This window comes from Clostridium saccharoperbutylacetonicum N1-4(HMT) (genome assembly GCF_000340885.1).
Lineage (GTDB): Bacteria > Bacillota > Clostridia > Clostridiales > Clostridiaceae > Clostridium > Clostridium saccharoperbutylacetonicum.
This window is the reverse complement of record NC_020291.1, coordinates 4,156,638-4,175,500: the sequence shown is the minus strand read 5'-3', so window position 1 is coordinate 4,175,500 and position 18,863 is coordinate 4,156,638. Positions and strand designations below refer to the sequence as shown.

The following is an 18,863-nucleotide window of genomic DNA, read 5'->3' as shown; positions in this document are numbered from 1 at the left end:
ACAAGAAGAAGTTTTGAAGGCCTCTTCTTGTTTTTTATTATATTTAAATGAAATTAGAAATGAAGATATTTACTTGAGGATTTAATTCTCATTAAGCTTTAATAATTCGTTTTTTAAAAAATTTAATTCGAGTTTGGAATTGTTTTTTTTCCAAACAGCATAAATATCTGAATCATTTAAAGGATTTTGATATTCATATAAGCGTATTTTTTTATCAACAGGTATTTTATTGTTGCAAAAAGTAACTCCTTCACCATTTTTCACGGCAAGAATTAATGAGTTCATATTTTTGGTATACTTTACTATATTTGGACTAAAACCATTTAGTCGGCAAGTGTTTTTTATCGTTTCAACGCCATTTGCAGATTCATCAGAGGAAATTACTACAAAAGGCTGATCGGTTAAATCTTTTATTGTAACGTTATCCAATTTAGATAATGGATTAGAAGTTGGAACAGCAATTGCTATATTAACTTCTTGAAAGTGAACAAACTCAATATCTTTGTAAGAAGCCAGTTCAAAATATGGAACGAATATTATATCTAATTCCTTCGAATTTAACTTTTCGCGTAAACTTCTAAAGCCGTAAAGTTCTAAATTAACGTTTATATTAGGATAGTTTATTCGAAATGAATCTACTATTTCAAGTATAGACTCCTCACATTCAAAGGTCTCAGTACTACCAATATTTAGTGAACCTGAACAAGAATGGCTTAATGATTTTGCATTTGAAATAGATGAATTCAGTTTGTCTTCTAAACAACTCCATTCTTCGAAAAGAAATTTCCCACTTGGTGTTAGTGCCACAGATTGATTATTACGTATAAAAAGGGAGACTCCTAGTTCTTTTTCTAATATTTGTATTTGTTTGCTGAGAGCTGGTTGGGATATGTATAGTAATTTAGAAGCTTCAGTGAAGTTTAATACTTCAGCCATTACAAGGAAATAATGAATTTGTTGAAAAGATATTCTATACATTGATTCACCTCAATAGTTATTAATCAGTTATAGATACACAATGTAAGAATTAAATTTATGCAACAATTACCGAAATATGATACATTTATCTTCCGCAGGACTAGTGAAATTTTCGCTGGAAGGTTCTAAATGTGGGCTTGTCGTCATTTCAGCGTGTTCCAGATGTAAAATCTGGACAAGCTGAAATGAAACAAGCCCACATTAATACCCTTCAACAGCTCAATTTCACATGCCTGCTCCAGAAAAAAATGTATCATATTTCTAGTGTAGTCTAGTAATTTTAATTTCTCAAGAGTGTATACATATTCCATTTATAAGTTTGATTATTCATTTGGATATCTATAGTAAAATTAGTTTAATATATATATTCCAATGCTCAATTATCAATTGTATACTATAAAATGTTAATTGTAATAAATATAACTTTAATTCTACTTTTAGATTATATCTAAAAGTAGAATTATTAACAATAGATAATCTGTTATAACTAAAAGTTATAATCGATTATTCTAATTTAATATTGGACTATGTATACGTTTTATAGGTATAATTTATTTATAAAACATACTAAATTATAGTTAAGAAAAAATATATTCTTATGCAGATATATACGTTATATTCAAAAAAATATATGTAAAAATGTTAAAGTTTTATCAAAATTATAAATGGAGGAATTAGTAATGAAAAATATTGAAACAGATATAATTGTAGTTGCTGGAGGACTTTCAGGGTTAGCAGCAGCTATTTCAGCAGCAGAAAATGGAGCAAAGGTGACAATCTTTGAAAAATCAAATACAACAGGTGGAGCTGCTAACATGGGAATGGGACCACTCGGCGTAGGGTCATCAGTTCAAAGAAATCAAATGGTAGCGCTTACTCCAGGAGAAGCTTTTAGAAAGCATATGTATTTTACTCATTACCGTGTAGATGCTCGTATGGTTCGTGATTATTATTTTAAATCAGGAGACACTATTGATTGGCTTATAGATATGGGAGTTGAATTTGTAGGCGTATCAAGAGCTTTTGGAGCTCCAGAAAATACAAGAGCATATTCAGATGGAGAGTTTACATGGCACGTTGTAAAGCCAGAAGGCGGTGGAGCACCAGGTCCTCGTGCAGCTACAACAATGACAAAGAGAATGACAGAAAAAGCTGTAGAATTAGGAGTAGAAATACTATTTGAAACACCTGTTAGTAAAATCATAATGAAAGATGGTCAAGCTGTTGGAGTAATAGCTAAAAATAAAGATGGGGAAGAAATTGAAGCAAGAGCTAAATCAGTTATCTTAGCTACTGGTGGATTTGGAGACAATCCTCAAATGATTAAAGAAGAGACATGCTATGAATTTGGAAAAACTATTTTCAATTTTGCTATCCCAGGAATGAAGGGTGATGGTATCAAAATGGCTTGGGAAGTAGGTGCAGGACATACACCATGTTCAATGGAATTAATGTATCAATTACCAGATAATATGAATCACTTCATCCTTGATGGGGCATTTCGTCAACCTTGTCTTTGGGTAAATAGACTAGGACAAAGATTTATGCCAGAAGATCAAATTGCAAATACAACCTTTACTGGAAATGCAATTACTGCACAACCTGGAAGCGTAGCATATGCAATATTTGATAGTAAACTTCTTAAGAAATATAAGAAAAGAGGACCAGATATAGTATCTCACGTACATCCACATGATTTATTTGATCATTTTGATGAACAATGGGAAAAGGATCTTGAAGCTGGATATGAACCAATAGCTCAAGCTGATACTATTGAAGAATTAGCTGAAAAAGCAGGTGTTGATGTAGCAGGTTTAGTAGCTCAGGTTGAAGAGTACAATGACATGTGTGCTGAAGGTTTCGATGAATTATTTGAAAAAGACAGACAATATATGCAACCAATTGAAAAAGGACCTTTCTATATCTGTCGTCAAAACGTTGGAGCTTATGGATCAATAGGTGGAGTTCTTATTAATCATAAGACAGAGGTTATGACAGGAGATTATAAAGTGATTCCTGGATTATATGCAGTAGGTACAGATGCATGTAACATTTTTGGAGATAGTTATCCATTTATATTATCAGGGAACACAATGGGCTTCTGCTTAAACAGTGGACGTATTGCAGGAGAAAATGCAGCAGCTAAATTAAGTGATTTTTAATTAACAGATTTTAGATTTTGTCATTTAGTTAGCAGATATTAGAGCTTGCCAAGTAATTTAAATTACTTGACAAGCTACATAAAAATGACAAGTCTATGTGATTTTTGCAAGACTTGTTGTTTTATTTCATTAGGAGGAATATGATATGAAGATCATAATAGAGGGAAAAGAAATAGAAGCGAAAGAAGGAGCATCGGTACTAGAGGCTTCTCTTGAAGCTGGAATTTACATACCACATTTATGTAAGCATCCTGACTTGGAAGCTGTAGGAGGCTGTCGTCTTTGTTCAGTTGAAGTAGATGGAGTGGAAAATCCAGTACCTGCTTGTAAGACAACAGTACAAGATGGTATGTCAATAAAAATAAGTACAGAAAAATCAGATAAAACAAGAAAAATGGCTATGGAATTAATTCTAGCAACTCATCCAGCAGAATGCACAGGATGTCCAAAGTATGGAAAGTGTGAATTACAATCTTTATATCAATATATGGGAGTAAGTGCGGAAAGGTGGAGAAAAAAATCAAGACCAGTTCCTAACGATTCTAGTAATCCATTAATTGATCATTTATTTACAAGATGTATCAGATGTGGAAGATGTATTAGAGCATGTAGAGAACTAAGAGGAGTTAGAGTACTAGATTATCAAAGAACAAAGGACGGTATCCGTGTTGGAGTTGACGGAGGACTATCTCTTGAAGAAGCAGGATGTAAATTCTGTGGTGCTTGTATAGAAGTATGTCCAACAGGATCTATTATGGATTCTCTTGGCATGAAGAAAGAAGATATGTCTTATAGTGATTCTGTAGTACCTTGCAGAGCTGCATGTCCAGCACATACAGATGTGCCTAGATATATTCGTTACATTAAAGAAGGAGACTTTGTAAAAGCAACAGCAGTAATACGTGAAAAGGTACCTTTCCCAGAAACTTTAGGAAACATTTGTAATCATGTATGTGAAGATAATTGTAAGAGAAATGAATTTGAAAATCCAATTTCAGTTTGTAAATTAAAAAAGGCAGCAGCTGAAGGTGATGATGGTTCTTGGAAGAGCAAAGTTAGAAGAGAAGCAGCAACAGGAAAGAAGGTTGCAGTAATAGGAGCAGGACCAGCAGGATTAACAGCAGCATACTTCTTAGCAAAGAAAGGTCATTCAGTTACAATCTTTGAAGAAAATGAAAAAGCAGGAGGACAATGCCGTTATGGAATTCCAGCTTATCGTTTACCTGATGATGTACTTGATAGGGAAATTGGAGATATATTAGCAGAAGGAATAGAACTTTTAACTAATAATAAAGTAGAAAATCCAAAGGAATTATTAAATAAAGGTTATGATTCTGTGCTTGTATCTGTTGGTACTCATAAAGGTACACTGCTTCCATTAGAAGGAAATGACTTACAAGGGGTATATGTAAATGCTGAATTCCTTAAGAAAGCACGACAAGGGCAACCTCTTGAGGTGAAAGAAAAGATTATGATTCTAGGTGGTGGTAATGTTGCTTATGATTGTGCTAGAACAGCACTAAGATTAGGTGCGAAAGAAGTTCATATAGCATGTCTTGAAAATATTGATCAAATAACTGCAACTAAAGAAGAAATTGAAGAAGGTAGAGAAGAAGGCATTATTTTACATGTAGCACATTCATTCTTAAGAATTGCTGGAAGTGAAAAAGTTGAAGGTGTAGAATTACAAAAAGTTGATAAATTCTATTTTGATAGTGATAGAAAAGCTGTTATTGAATTAGTAGAAGGTTCTAATGAAATAATTCCAGTTGATAATGTTATTTTTGCAGTTGGTCAAAAACCAGCTGGAACAGAAGCAATGGAAATTGAATTAACTCATGGACCATATATTAAGACTAATGAATCTTCAGAAACAAGCGTAAGGGGAATTTTTGCAGCTGGAGATGTAGTTACAGGAACTAAATCAGTAATTTCAGCAATTGCAGCAGGACGTAAAAGTGCTGAAGAAATTGATAAGTATTTAGGTGGAAATGGTGATATATCAGAAAATCTTTTAGAAAAAGAAACACCAGATCCATACATTGGAAGTTGTTCTGGGTTCTCTAAAATAGAAAGAACCTCAATAGAACTTGTAGAGGCAGATAAGAGAAAATGTAATTTTGATATTGTAGAAAAAACTTTATCAAAGGAAAAGGCTATGTGTGAAGCAAGTCGTTGTTTACAATGTGATCTGAGATTAAATTTAAAAGCTCCTAAAATGTGGAATGAATATTAGAGAGGTGAAAGAATATGAATAATTATTTAATATGTAATGGAGTAACTGCATATAAAGAAGCACCAGTTTCAATTGATATTTTAAAGAATAATACATCTCAAGTTTTAGAAGCAATAAACTTAAAAAAAGCAGAAGAGAATTATATCGTATTAGATCAAAAGGAAAAAGAGCTTCAAAATAAATTAGAAGTAGAAGCTAAAAATTATCCTAATATGAACTTAAAAATTATATTAGTTGATGGGAGTTTTGGATTTGTTTATAGAAACTCAAGTGCAATTTTAAAAGTTATAGAAGGAGAAAAGGCAATACCTGCTTCTAAAGAGGAAGATAAAGCTGTATTTACAGTTGAAATGCTTCTAGGTAGTGAGTCAAAGAACGTATATATAAATGGAAGTGTAAAGAAAAGTGGAAGTTACACCTTTAATAAAAAGGTTTCTTCAAAGGAAATTATAGAAGCTGTTAGTGTTAAAGGTACCTTTAAAGGAATGTATTTAGGTTATCCAATGGCAATTTTCATAGGAGAAGCTGATCTTAATACTGAACTTGAACTAACAACAGACTATATTACTATATTTGATGAAACTGATTGTATTTTAGATAAATTAAAAACTATAGCGGAAGGCTATACTAAAGAATCTTGTGGAAGATGTGTTTTTGGATTTGAGGGGGTTACTCAAATTAACATGATTCTTTCAGATCTTACGCAAAAAAAGGGAAAGACAAGTGATATAGCTTTATTATTAGATCTTTGTAGTGAAATGAAGAATCAAGTGCTTTGTGAAGTTGATGGAACACTTGCTTCAACTGTACTAAGTGCTATGAATAACTTCAAAGAAGAGATAGAAGAGCATATTACTAAAAAATCTTGTAAAGCTGGGGCGTGTAGTAAATTTGTTACTTATCATATCCTTGCAGATAAATGTATAGGATGCACAGATTGTGTAGATGAATGTGATGATGATGCAATTCTTGGTAAGAAGAAGTTTATACATGTAATTGATCAAGATGAATGTACTCAATGCGGTAAATGTGTGGATGCTTGTGAAGAAGATGCAATAGTTAAGGCTGGAGCAATTAAGCCTAGATGTCCACAAAAACCTATACCATGTAAGCGCTAAAACATTTTGTACGAATTAATTGTAAAATAAATAGGTGTTTCAGATAAAAATATTATTTGAAACACCTATTTATTCTTTTATAAGAATAAACATTGAAATATTTATATTTTATACTTAAAAGATTTTGTTTAGTAATAAAACAAAGAATGACTCTAAGGGACAAGTCATTCCAATAATAAAGGGTTTAATATAATTGAATTGTTTATATATAAAGTATAAGATAAAAAGTAATTTCAGGCAAAATAAATAGTATTACAAATTAATACATAATATCTTTGTAAAAGATAAGATATTAAAAAAATCATAGAACATTCTGACAAATAAAACTGAAAAACTATATATTATGCAGAATTATGAGGGAATAAAAAAAGAGCAACAAATCGAAAAGTGAGAGGAAATAAGAAAGATAAATAGAAATATATATAATATGAATATAACTATGATATAAAATAAAATTTAGTTAATTTGGGTAGAATTTTGTTAACTAAATTTATGTTATTATAGTGAAAAATTTACAATAGTTACCAGCAGGATAAAAATAATTTAGGAGGGGGATTATGGTTAACATCAAACATTCAGAAGTTTTGAGAATTATAGCACAATTAGAAGCCAATACTATTTTAACTTGAATAATTTTTTGTATATTGAATGCAACTGAAGAGCAAGCGCTTCAACCGAACAGATGTATGCAAGTATTTAAGGATTATCAGCACTAAAAAATTAATTATATAATCTTGTGAAAGAATTATAGGGTTTAAATTATACTTTAATAAAAAATAACTAAATGGTATTGATGGGAGATGGAGTTATGAGAGAATTTTTATTTTCAAATGTTGCAGAAGCGTTGAATTATACCAGAAATAATTTAGATAAAGGATTTGTTGTTTTTTCTAACACTGAATTAATTACAGAATTATCTAAGCAGGTATCATCAAATGTTATACTTTGTTCAACAGCTGGAGAATACTGCAAAAGTGGTTATAAAAATGGTGTGATTACTGGATTTGAATATGATTTGGAACAAGGAGAAGTTGTTGAAATAACAAATCCTCCAATAAAGAATGTTAAAAAATTAAAGGAAGCCTATAAGAGAGTTCAAAGTAATAAAAATGCTTTTGCACTTTTATTATGTGATGGTTTAAATGGCACAGAAGAAAGTATTATTACAACTTTTTATTTTACAGATAATGATTTTAAGATAATTGGTGGAAGTGCTGGAGATAACCTTAAATTTGAAGAAACGCTTATTTTTATTGGGACAAGAAGGGTGAAGAGTGTTGCTATTTTCTTTAATATGAAAAAAAGAACGAAGATTATTAAGGAAAATATTTACGAATCTACTGGAAATAGGCTGCTAATTACGGATTCAGATTTAATAAGTAGAACTGTAAAAACTTTTAATAAAATTCCTGCAAGTACTGAATATGCTAAAGTTTTAAATGTAAGAGAGCAAGAATTGCCAAACTATTTTATGAATAATCCTTTGGGAAGGATTTATGAAGATGAAATCTACATAGCATCCCCTATGAAAGTTAATCCAGACAAGTCGATTACTTTCTATTGTCAAATGCTCTCAGATACATTTGTAGAGACTCTTAAGCCAGTTGATCCTGTTCAACAACTAAGAAAAACTGTGAAAGAAATAGATTTCAAACCTAGTTTCGTTTTGGCTATAAATTGTATATTAAGAAGTTTAAAATTTCAAGAAGATGGAATTTGGAAGTCAATTGATAATGAATTAACAGGGTTATGTCCAAATATAACTGGATTTGTAAGTTATGGAGAACAGTTTTATAGAAAACATGTTAATCAAACTATGGTTTTATTGGCTGTTGAATAGGAGGGAAAGTTTATGTTGAAGAAAGCGAAAGATACAAAAATTGATGATGTAAGGATTTCCGAAGATAATATTGTTAGGTATTCAAAAGATGGTGAAGAATGTTTTATATATATGGAGGAAGTTATAGAATTAGTTGAGCAGATTAAAAATAATGCTAGTTTAGTTGTTAGTGAAGAAGGAAATATTACTTATGGACTAGGAAATTTACTCAAGGGAGTAGAATACACAACAGAGCAAACTGAGAAGGTTAATGACTATTTACAGATGCTATCTAAAAACAGTGATAAGACAGAAAATTTATTAATAGATGTAATTACAAGCTTGAATAAGTCTCAGAATCAAATTGAAACTGCTAAACTAGACTTTGATGAATTGATAAAACAAGTTAAAATAGTTTCAACTGTATTTGATGAATTTATCAAATTGATTTCTAATATCCAAGTACAATATAATAGTATTCAAGATTTTGCAAGAATAATAACAGGAATTGCTCAGCAGACAAATTTATTATCATTAAATGCATCAATAGAAGCAGCAAGAGCAGGTGAAGCAGGAAGAGGATTTTCTGTAGTGGCAAATGAAATAAAAAAATTATCAGTTGATACTCAAAAGAACGCAAAAGATATTATTGATTCTTTAAAAAATTTAACACATTCTATGGGAGAATTATCTGATAAATCAAATGAAGGAACTTCGCTTATTGGATCTACTACTGGTATTATTGAAAAATCATCTACTATTCTAGAAAATATAATTGAATCTGAATCAGAAGTAAATGAAAATGTTCAACAAGTTCAGGAATCTCAAAAGGAAAATTTACAAGGAATAAAAGAAATATCTATGAACTTAAATAATTTGGTAGATAGATCAAGGCTTGAAAATAAAGAACTAGAAAATATACTTTATAGTATTCAGAAAAAAGCAGATTATTATATTAATGTATTTAATTATTTGAATCAAATAAAGATGCTTAGAGAAGAATAATATTTAAAAGAGCATTTATCATGATATGCTTCCTTCTAGGTAGACAGTTGAAATAATAAAACTGTTTTACTTAGAAGGGAGCAGTTCACATTGTGATATAAATGCTCTTTTATTATGAAATATGAGATGTGAAAAATATGTAATTCTTAATACTCTCTTTTGAGTAACTTATCTATTATGCTTTTAAGAATAGTTTTTTCATGACTATTTGGAAGCGTATCTATTAAACTTAAAGCTTTAAGTGTGTATTTTTCTGCAAGCTTTCTAGCAGTTTTTATACCATCAGATGTTTTTAAAATATCTGAAACAGTTGAAAGGTCATTTGACTCTAATGCTGATAATAACTTCACATTTTTATTTTTTATTTCAAATAGAAGTGGAAAGGTGTATATGCCTTCGAATAAATCATTTCCTGATGGCTTACCTAAAACAGTATTTGGAGTGGTTATATCTAATATGTCATCAATTAATTGAAAGGCAGTACCAACATAATATCCAATTCTTTTTAAAGTATTTATTATTTTATCATCAGCATGTCCATCTAAGGCTCCTAAAGACAAACTTAATGAAAAAAGTGAAGCACATTTACCGTTTATTCTTCTAAAATAATCAAGAATAGTGGAGTTTAAAGAATACTTTGATAAAAATTGATTTATTTCACTTTGACATATGAATTTTATTGTCTTAGAAATATTATAAAAACTTTCTCGCGAAGCAGATTCGGAAAATAAGATAAAGGCTTGTGCAAAAAGGTAATCTCCGGTAAACAAAGCCGTTTTTGCTCCATGAGTAATATTAATAGTTTCTTTTCCGCGACGTAGACCAGAATCATCTATTATATCATCGTGTACAAGTGTTGCTAGATGAAGAATTTCTATTCCAGCAGCAATATTATAAAGTTTAGATTTATCAATTTCACCAAAAGAACCACCAATTAATGTAAAAATAGCTCTTATCATTTTTCCTTCTGTTGCTGCTAATGAATTTAGCAAGGTACTAGTACTAGAATCTCTATTTTTTAAATTTAATGTAATAATATTTTTAATTTCAGATAAATCATTTTCAAAATAATCATATAGATTAGCACTTGTTATCATGTCATATCCCCTCTACACCCTAGTTATGATATATAAAATAATTGTTAATAAGTTTAAACGTTTATATTTCTAATTATAACATATTAATATATTTTTAGTTAATAAGTAGCAATAAATAGTAGAGTACAATATTAACTGGATAATTTCGACAACTTGAAATTTGTGGTCGATTATAAAATGAAACGACAAAATAAGACATATACTGTTGAAAAATGAGACAATTAAAAGGAAAAAGAGGAAAAATTTAAAAGGGAAAAAGATATAAATGTAGAAATATATTTAATTATAGATATAAAAAATTAGAAGAATTAAAAAAAGTAAAAAAATAAGATAGCGCTTGTAGAAAAATAATGAAATTAGTTTTAAATAAAATAATCAGTTAGTTATTTTGAGGAAATCACATGTTATGAGGGGTGATGTTTATGGTGAAAGATTTAAATGAGAATATTTCGAAGCAAATTAGTAATAATTTGAATAATTACTCAGAGAAGATTATTGAATTGCAATATTCGCTTCAGCCAGAATTGATAATAAAATATAACAAACTACAAAAGGATAAATTTTTAGAAGATATTAAAAGTACCTTGAACTTTTTGTCAGTATCTATAAGAGTTGGAAGTAAGGAATTATATTTTAGCTATATAAGATGGCTCACTAAATTAGTTAAAAAAATAAAAATTCCTATGGAAGAAATCCTTGTAAACTTTCAGTGTATAAAAGAAGTTATAAATAGCGAAATAGTTTTAGAAAGTATAAAAGAAATAGATGAAAAATTTAAAAAGTATACGGAGATATCTGAATTATCATATGGAATAATTGAAATTGTTTCTGGTCAAATTGATAATGACTTTAGTATTGATAGTTATTTAAAGGTAGCTGATGAAAATATGTATTTATTTAAGAGAAATAAAAAGAAAAGCGTATTCTATAATTAATTTCTTCTTCAAAATAATATATGGTTGCACAAAAATGTTCCAATTTAGACATACTTATTATATAATTATACATATAGATTATTTATTAATATTTTTTATGAGAGGAGAATTATTATGGATAACGTTATTAATTTTGCACGATGGCAGTTTGCAATAACAACGGTCTATCATTTCTTTTTTGTTCCATTGACAATTGGTTTGGGTTTTTATTTAGCAATTATGGAGACTTTTTATGTAAAAACAGGGAATGAAAAATATAAGAAAATGGTTAAATATTGGGGAAAACTATTTCTTATTAACTTTGCTATGGGAGTTGTAACAGGATTAGTACAAGAATTTCAATTTGGAATGAATTGGTCAAATTATTCTAGATATGTTGGTGATATTTTTGGAGTACCACTAGCAATTGAAGCTTTATTAGCATTCTTTTTAGAGTCAACTTTTCTTGGAATTTGGGTTTTTGGCTGGGAAAAAGTATCAAAAAAAATACATCTATTATCTATATGGATTGTAAGTATAGCAACAATGATTTCAGCTTTTTGGATTTTAACAGCAAATTCTTTTATGCATGAACCTGTTGGATATACATTAAATAATGGACGAGCTGAAATGACAAGCTTTACAGATTTGATTACTAATCCACATTTGTGGGTGCAATTTCCTCATACAATTTTTGCAGCTTTATGTACAGGTGCATTTTTTATATTGGGAATAAGTGCATATCATTTAATCAAGAAAAATAACACTGAATGGGTAAAATCATCTTTGAAAATGGGAATAATCATGGCTTTGGTTTCAAGTTTTTTAGTTGCCTTAATGGGAGATTTACAAGGTAAATATTTAGTTAAAAATTTACCAATGAAAATGGCAGCAGCAGAAGCGTTATGGGAAACTAAAGATCCAGCACCATTAGCAGTAGTAGCAATAGCAGATGAAGAAAATAAAAAGAATTCATTTGAAATTAGTGTTCCTAAATTATTAAGTTTCATGAGCTATAATAGTTTTACCGGAGAAGTAAAAGGAATAAATGATATTCAAGCAGAATATGAAAAAAAATATGGACCAGGAAATTATATACCACAAGTTAATTTATCTTTTTACAGCTTTAGATTAATGGTTGGAGCTGGTATGTTAATGATTTTAATAGGCTTACTTGGTTTATATTTTTATAAAAAAGGAACAATTTATAATCAGAAGACTTTATTAAAACTAATGCTTTTATCAATTGCGTTACCTTATTTAGCTAATTCGAGTGGTTGGATTTTAACAGAAGTAAGTCGTGCACCTTGGATTGTATTTGGATTATTAAAAATTGAAAATGCAGTATCACCAACAGTATCTTTAAGTTATGTAGTAACTTCTTTGGTTTCTTTTGCTTTGGTATATACAGTGTTAGCAATAATAGATGTTACATTAATGGTTAAGTTTGCAAAAGTAATGCCAGAAGAAGAGAAAAAGAACATTAATAATAAGAAGGAGGAGTCAGTATGGATTTAGGAATTATTTGGTTTATACTTATTGGAGTACTTTTTACAGGATTTTTCTTTCTTGAAGGTTTTGATTTTGGAGTTGGAATATTGCTTTTGTTAATTGGTAAGGATGATACAGAGCGAAGAATTATAATTAATACAATTGGTCCTGTTTGGGATGGAAATGAAGTATGGCTTATAACTGCAGGTGGTGCAATATTTGCAGCATTTCCTAATTGGTATGCAACAATGTTTAGTGGTTTCTATTTAGCATTGCTTGTAGTACTGGTTGCTCTTATTTTAAGAGGTGTTTCCTTTGAGTTTAGAAGTAAAAATGAAAGTCAGCAATGGAGGGATGGTTGGGATAAAGTAATATTCACTACAAGTTTGCTTTTAGCAATACTTTTTGGAGTTGCGCTTTCAAATTTTATAAAAGGTGTTCCAATTGATCAAACAATGAATTATGTAGGTGGATTTTTTGATTTGATATCAATATACACTTTAGTTGCTGGCATAACAACATTATTAGTTTTTACTTTCCACGGAGCAGTCTTTTTAGCATTAAAAGCAGATAAGCCTATAGCTAAAAAAGCTGAGAAAATAGCAAAACCAATTGGAATTGGAGCAATAATAGTATCAGCATTACTAATTCTATTAAGCTTTTTACAAACAGATTTATTTAATAGTAAGTTATCTTTAGTAGCAGCAGTGATTGCATTTATTTCTTTAATAGTGAGCTGGTATCTATTGGGAGTAGGAAAAGCTAAAATTGCAATGATTACTAATGGACTTTCTATTGGACTTGGAGTCGCTGCACTATTTGCAGGATTATTCCCAAGAGTTATGGTTTCAAGCATAAAGCCTGAATATAATCTTACAATTGCTAATGCATCTTCAAGCATGAATACACTTACATTAATGACTAAAGTTGCAATAATATTTGTTCCTATAGTATTAGCATATCAAATTTGGACTTACTGGATCTTTAGAAAAAGAGTTACGGCTAAAGATTTAGAGTATTAGAGGCTTATTTAAGATATATGATAAACAAAAGATTATTAAAGGAAAGCAACTTTAAAAGGTTTTATATAGTAGTATCAGCAGTATCATCTATATTCAATGCTTTATTTGTAGTCATTTCAGCATATTTATTATCAGCTATGATATCAGGAATATTTTTAAAGGCTAAAACTTTTAAAGATATGAAAATTTACTTTATTTTGTTTATAGCAAATGCATTGCTAAAATTTACTTTGAATTTTGTAAATGAGATTTATATAAAAAATTCAGCAGAGGATATAAAGGGGAATTTTAGAGAAAAATTGTTTCATTTGGTTGTTTCAGCTAATCCATACAAAGTTAAAAATGAAAAATTAGGTGAAGTTATAAACCTTATTACAGAAGCAACTGAAGCGATAGGACAATATTACTCAGAATATATTCCACAATTTTTTGCAGCATTTATAATTCCTCTGCTAATATGCTTAGGGGTAGCATATGTAGATAAAATCTCAGCATTGATAATGGTAATTACATATCCCTTAATTCCATTATTTATGATTTTAATAGGGTTTAAGTCAAAAGCAGCAAATGAAAAACAATGGAAAAAGCTTAATTTATTAAGCTCTCATTTCATAGATATGCTTCAAGGCTTAAGCACTTTAAAATTATTTGGAATAAGTAAAAGACAAGAAGACAAGATATATGAAATTAGTGAAAATCATAGAAAAGCCACAATGGAAGTTTTAAGAGTTTCTTTTCTTTCAGCCCTTGTGCTAGAACTTTTTTCGACTATAAGTACAGCTTTAGTAGCAGTCAATTTAGGTCTGCGATTAGTTTATGATCAGATAAGTTTTTTTAGTGCTTTCTTTATTCTTGTAATAACACCAGATTTTTATCTTCCAGTAAGACAGCTGGGCTTGAAATTTCATGCTTCATTAAATGGGGTTGTTGCTATAGAAAAGATAGAAGAGTTTGAAAAAAAATTCGCTAATGATAGTTCTCTTAGCAATATTGAAATCAAAGAAAATAAGTTTGAAATTGAAGTTAAGGATCTAGAGTTTTTCTATGATGATAAAAAAGTCTTAAATAATGTGAATTTTAAAATTACAGCTGGCGAGAAAGTTGCATTAATAGGGGAAAGTGGAAGTGGTAAGAGTACTTTAATAAATATATTGAGTGGCTTTCTTAAGGTACAAGATAATATGGTTTTTATTAACGGAAAAGATATAAACCAAATAGAAAACTATTTTGATAATATAGCTTTGGTACCGCAGTTCCCACATATCTTTAATAAAAGTATAAAAGAAAATATATGTGTAGGCTATAAAGATTTTGATGAGCATAAGCTTTTAAACATATATAAATATTCAAAAATTAATGAGTTTTGCGAAGCTGCAGAAGGTGGAGATGAAACTGTAATTGGTGAAGGGGAGAATTTAACAATAAGTGGTGGAGAGGCTCAAAGAATAGCTATAGCTAGAGCAATGGTAAAAAACTCTAATTTTATAATATTTGATGAGCCAAGCTCAGCCTTGGATTCAGAGAAAGAGGAACTTATTTTAGAGGCTATACAAAAATACTTTAAAGCTAATACAGTATTAATAGCAGCTCATAGATTAAATACAATTAAGATGGTTGATAAGATAATAATGCTTAATGAAGGTAGAATAATTGAAATGGGAACACATAAGGAACTTATAGAAAAACAAGGAGAATATTATAAGTTAATGATGTCACCAGAGGTAGAGCAATGAGAATTTTGAAAGTAATGAATTCATTAATGAAAAGACAGTTTTTCTTTGTTATTTGCTCATTGATTATGGGCGGGTTTACTATTTTGTGTAATGTTGGCTTATTATCAACCTCAGCTGTTTTGATTTCAAGAGCAGCTCTTCATCCAGATGTGTTAGATCTAATGGTTTTAATTGTTGGAGTTCGTTTTTTTGGAATATTTAGAGGGGTGTTTAGATATTTTGAAAGAATTTTATCTCATGATGCTACCTTTAGAATTTTAAGTAGTATTAGACAATGGTTTTATAAAAATTTTAATGAAAATTATTCAGAAAAGAGAAAGTTTAAAACAGGAGATATATATACAAAAATTGTTACAGATGTAGATAAACTAAGAGAGTTCTATTTAAGAGGTCTATATCCTTTAATTATAGCTATTTTAACTGGAGTAGCTACAGGTTTATTTATAGCTTCTTTTTCAATTAATCTTGCATGGACTTATGGTATAGGTTATATATTAACAGGTTTTATATTACCAATTTTAATATATAAGCTAAATAATAATTTTTTAGAAGAAGAACGCAAATTAAATAAAAGCATAAATTTAATGTTACTTGATAGTTTAAAAGGAATTATAGAAATAAATATTTATCCATTAAAAAATGAATTTGCTGAGGAATTCAATTATTTAAGTAAAAGGTTAACTCATATACAAAAGAAAAAAAACCTGATAAATATTTTTGGTACAAATCTTAATTCTTTAATGGGAACAATCTTAATGGGGTTAGCTCTTATTATCGCAGCTCCACTTGTAATTAATGGTGAGTTGGAAGGAATATATTATGCAATGCTTCCACTGACAGTTATAGCTTCTTTAGAAGCATTAATACCAATGAATATGGTAATGTATAAATTTAAAGAAACTTATGAAAGCGGAGAAAATATTTTTGCTGTAATAGAAAGTAGCCATATTAACAACAGCAATGAGTTTGAAAAAATACAAAACTATGATCTTTCAGTTAAAAATTTAAGCATTTATGATAATGATACAGATGCTTTCATAATTAATAATTTATCATTTGAACTACCTTACAAAAAGAAAGTTGCTATAGTTGGAGTTAGCGGTTCAGGAAAAAGTACAATACTTAAAGCATTATTAGGTTTTATCAAGTATAGGGAAGGTGAAATTTTAATAGGTGGAGAGTATTATAAAAATATGTCCATAGATGATATAAGAGAGGCTTTTACAGCTATTGAACAAAATCCTTATGTATTTAATACGACCATTAAAGAAAATTTACTGATAGCTAAAAAAGAAGCTTCGGAAAGTGAAATTTTAAGTTTATTAGATAAGTTTGAAATATTGGATTTAATAAAGAATAATGAAAAGGGATTAGATACTTTGCTTGGACAATTTGGCTACAATATATCTGGAGGAGAAAAGCAGAGACTTATGCTTGTTAGAGCTTTGCTTAAGCCAAGTGAAATATTATTGCTAGATGAGCCAACTTCAAATTTAGATATAGAACTTGAAGAAAAAATAGTGAAAGCCATTCATGAAGAAATTCACAATAAAAGCTGTATATGGGTAACTCATCGTTTAGTTCAAATGGACAAGTTCCATGAAATTATAGTACTTGATAAAGGTCAAGTAATGGAAAGGGGAACACATAAAGAACTAATTGATAATAAAGGTATGTATTATAAACTTTGGAATTTGCAAAATGATTATTTACACCTATAAAAAGAGTGCACATATAAAAAGAGCAGCTATGCTGCATATGAAATCATTTTAAGAAATCATTCATCATTACTTATTCATTAATTAACAAAGTCAATTGCGTGTCTTAGGCACTTTGTACTGAATGATTCTTTTTTGGAACATATATATTGCAATGGTCAATGAACAATGAAAGTTGATTTACTTTTGAAATCTTTTATTTTGAAACATATATAGGGTATTTTACATTTATAACAAGAGGAAGGGAATGATGGTTTATGAAGATTTTTGTTATTGGTGGAGGTTTTGCAGGTATTAAAGCAGCAAAGGAATTAGTAAAAGGATTATCAAATGAACATGAAGTTTATTTGATTGATAAAAATGATTATACAACAATGCTGCCTAACTTGCCGGAAATTGTAAGTGGTAGATTAGTAAAGGAAGATATCACAGAGAATATTTTAAATTTAGTTCCTAGAGAGGTTAATTTCTTAAAAGAAGAAGTAACGGATGTTAATTTTGATGAAAGAAAAATAACTACTAAAGGCAATATATACAACTATGATTATTTGATTTTTGGATTAGGTTCAACGACTAATTTATGTGGCTTTAATCAAAACTTAGATAAAGTAAATCTATTGGATTCTTTTGAGGCAGCAAAAAAAGTAAGAGAGAATTTTATAAAACATATGGAAGGAAGAGAAGAAATAAATTTAGTTGTTTCTGGAGCAGGCTTTACAGGGATAGAACTTGCTTGCAACTTATATGATTTAGCTATAAAGAACAATAAAAAAATAAATGTTTCCTTAGTTGATTTAACCAAAAAGGTTTTACCAATGCTTTCAGAAAAATCTGCAAACCATGTAGTTGATAGATTAAATAAAATGAAATTTAAAATATATACAGAAAATCTTGTTGCAACCTTTGATGGTAAAAATATAACCTTAAAAAATGGAGAAGAAATAAAGGATGTTTTCTTTTGCTGGTGCAGTGGTGTAAAGGCACCTTTAAAGGCAGTTGGTGACTATGAAGCATTGCCAGATGGAAGAATTATAGTTAATCAATTTTTAAACATTGATAAATATGAAGAAGTTTTTGCAGCAGGAGATGCAGCAGCTATAAAAGGCGATAATGGAAGTATATTGAGAAGAGCTGTAACTTTTTCTGAAATGTCAGGAAAGCATGCAGGTAAAAATTTAGTAGCTGTAATAAATGGTTTAGAAAAGAGAAAATTTAAACCTATTGATTTAGGCTGGATAATTCCAATGTATATAACTAGCGTGGGGGTTGCAATGGGCGTTGAAGTTAGAGGGCGTAAAGGAATATTTATGCATTACTTTATTTGCGGAATGAAAAATTATAGTTTTAAAAATTTCATGAAGGAGTTAGTAGCTGCAATTAAATATCCATTTACACAGTTAAAATAATTTTTTGGCAAGGTTCAATACTCAATATTATCAATAGTCAATAATAAATGAAGATTGCTTTACTTCAGAAACTTTTAAGTTTTGAACAATTCTGTTTGCAACACATATACTATAATTTTTATTGAAGTTAAGATGAATTTATATAATAAGCAAAGAAAAGGTTA

13 protein-coding genes are annotated in these 18,863 nt (G+C 29.3%); 11 read left to right on the top strand and 2 right to left on the bottom strand.

What is annotated here, in order from left to right:
- Positions 1–81: 81 nt before the first annotated feature.
- Positions 82–978, bottom strand: coding sequence for a LysR substrate-binding domain-containing protein (locus tag CSPA_RS18725; protein ID WP_015393928.1), 897 nt, complete (start codon positions 976–978; stop codon positions 82–84).
- Between the two features lie 680 nt (positions 979–1,658).
- Between CSPA_RS18725 and CSPA_RS18720 the strand changes: the two genes are divergently transcribed.
- From CSPA_RS18720 to CSPA_RS18700, 5 genes are all read left to right on the top strand, one after another.
- The gene (locus tag CSPA_RS18720) at positions 1,659–3,140 is read left to right on the top strand and encodes an FAD-dependent oxidoreductase (protein WP_015393927.1); all 1,482 of its coding nucleotides are present in this window, start codon (positions 1,659–1,661) and stop codon (positions 3,138–3,140) included.
- A gap of 145 nt (positions 3,141–3,285) precedes the next feature.
- A complete protein-coding gene (locus CSPA_RS18715) occupies positions 3,286–5,376 on the top strand; it encodes an FAD-dependent oxidoreductase (RefSeq protein ID WP_015393926.1) in 2,091 nt (696 codons plus the stop codon).
- A gap of 14 nt (positions 5,377–5,390) precedes the next feature.
- Positions 5,391–6,494 carry an NADH-ubiquinone oxidoreductase-F iron-sulfur binding region domain-containing protein gene (locus CSPA_RS18710; protein WP_015393925.1) on the top strand — a complete coding sequence of 368 codons (1,104 nt, stop codon included), beginning with the start codon at positions 5,391–5,393 and terminating at the stop codon, positions 6,492–6,494.
- A gap of 808 nt (positions 6,495–7,302) precedes the next feature.
- Positions 7,303–8,334 (top strand): FIST signal transduction protein, encoded by a 1,032-nt coding sequence (locus tag CSPA_RS18705; RefSeq protein ID WP_015393924.1) that lies wholly within the window; start codon positions 7,303–7,305, stop codon positions 8,332–8,334.
- 12 nt (positions 8,335–8,346) lie between these two features.
- On the top strand, positions 8,347–9,318 hold the full coding sequence (locus tag CSPA_RS18700) for a methyl-accepting chemotaxis protein (RefSeq protein ID WP_015393923.1): 972 nt from the start codon (positions 8,347–8,349) through the stop codon (positions 9,316–9,318).
- 146 nt (positions 9,319–9,464) lie between these two features.
- Here CSPA_RS18700 and CSPA_RS18695 read toward each other — a convergent pair whose 3' ends face one another.
- Entirely contained in the window at positions 9,465–10,415 is a 951-nt protein-coding gene (locus CSPA_RS18695; protein ID WP_015393922.1) for a polyprenyl synthetase family protein, read from the bottom strand.
- A 422-nt stretch (positions 10,416–10,837) separates the two neighbouring features.
- Here CSPA_RS18695 and CSPA_RS18690 point away from each other — a divergent pair, with 422 nt between their 5' ends.
- From CSPA_RS18690 to CSPA_RS18665, 6 genes are all read left to right on the top strand, one after another.
- Complete coding sequence (locus CSPA_RS18690; RefSeq protein WP_015393921.1) at positions 10,838–11,350, top strand: hypothetical protein; 513 nt, start codon at positions 10,838–10,840, stop codon at positions 11,348–11,350.
- Between the two features lie 114 nt (positions 11,351–11,464).
- Entirely contained in the window at positions 11,465–12,847 is a 1,383-nt protein-coding gene (locus CSPA_RS18685; RefSeq protein ID WP_015393920.1) for a cytochrome ubiquinol oxidase subunit I, read from the top strand.
- Positions 12,838–13,842, top strand: a complete 1,005-nt coding sequence (cydB, locus tag CSPA_RS18680; protein ID WP_015393919.1) for a cytochrome d ubiquinol oxidase subunit II — start codon at positions 12,838–12,840, stop codon at positions 13,840–13,842. Before CSPA_RS18685 ends, cydB begins: the two co-directional genes overlap by 10 nt.
- A gap of 17 nt (positions 13,843–13,859) precedes the next feature.
- The gene (gene cydD, locus CSPA_RS18675) at positions 13,860–15,575 is read left to right on the top strand and encodes a thiol reductant ABC exporter subunit CydD (RefSeq protein ID WP_015393918.1); all 1,716 of its coding nucleotides are present in this window, start codon (positions 13,860–13,862) and stop codon (positions 15,573–15,575) included.
- A complete protein-coding gene (gene cydC, locus CSPA_RS18670; protein ID WP_015393917.1) occupies positions 15,572–17,296 on the top strand; it encodes a thiol reductant ABC exporter subunit CydC in 1,725 nt (574 codons plus the stop codon). The genes cydD and cydC overlap by 4 nt, the downstream gene beginning before the upstream one ends.
- A 254-nt stretch (positions 17,297–17,550) precedes the next feature.
- On the top strand, positions 17,551–18,699 hold the full coding sequence (locus CSPA_RS18665) for an NAD(P)/FAD-dependent oxidoreductase (protein WP_015393916.1): 1,149 nt from the start codon (positions 17,551–17,553) through the stop codon (positions 18,697–18,699).
- Positions 18,700–18,863: the final 164 nt, after the last annotated feature.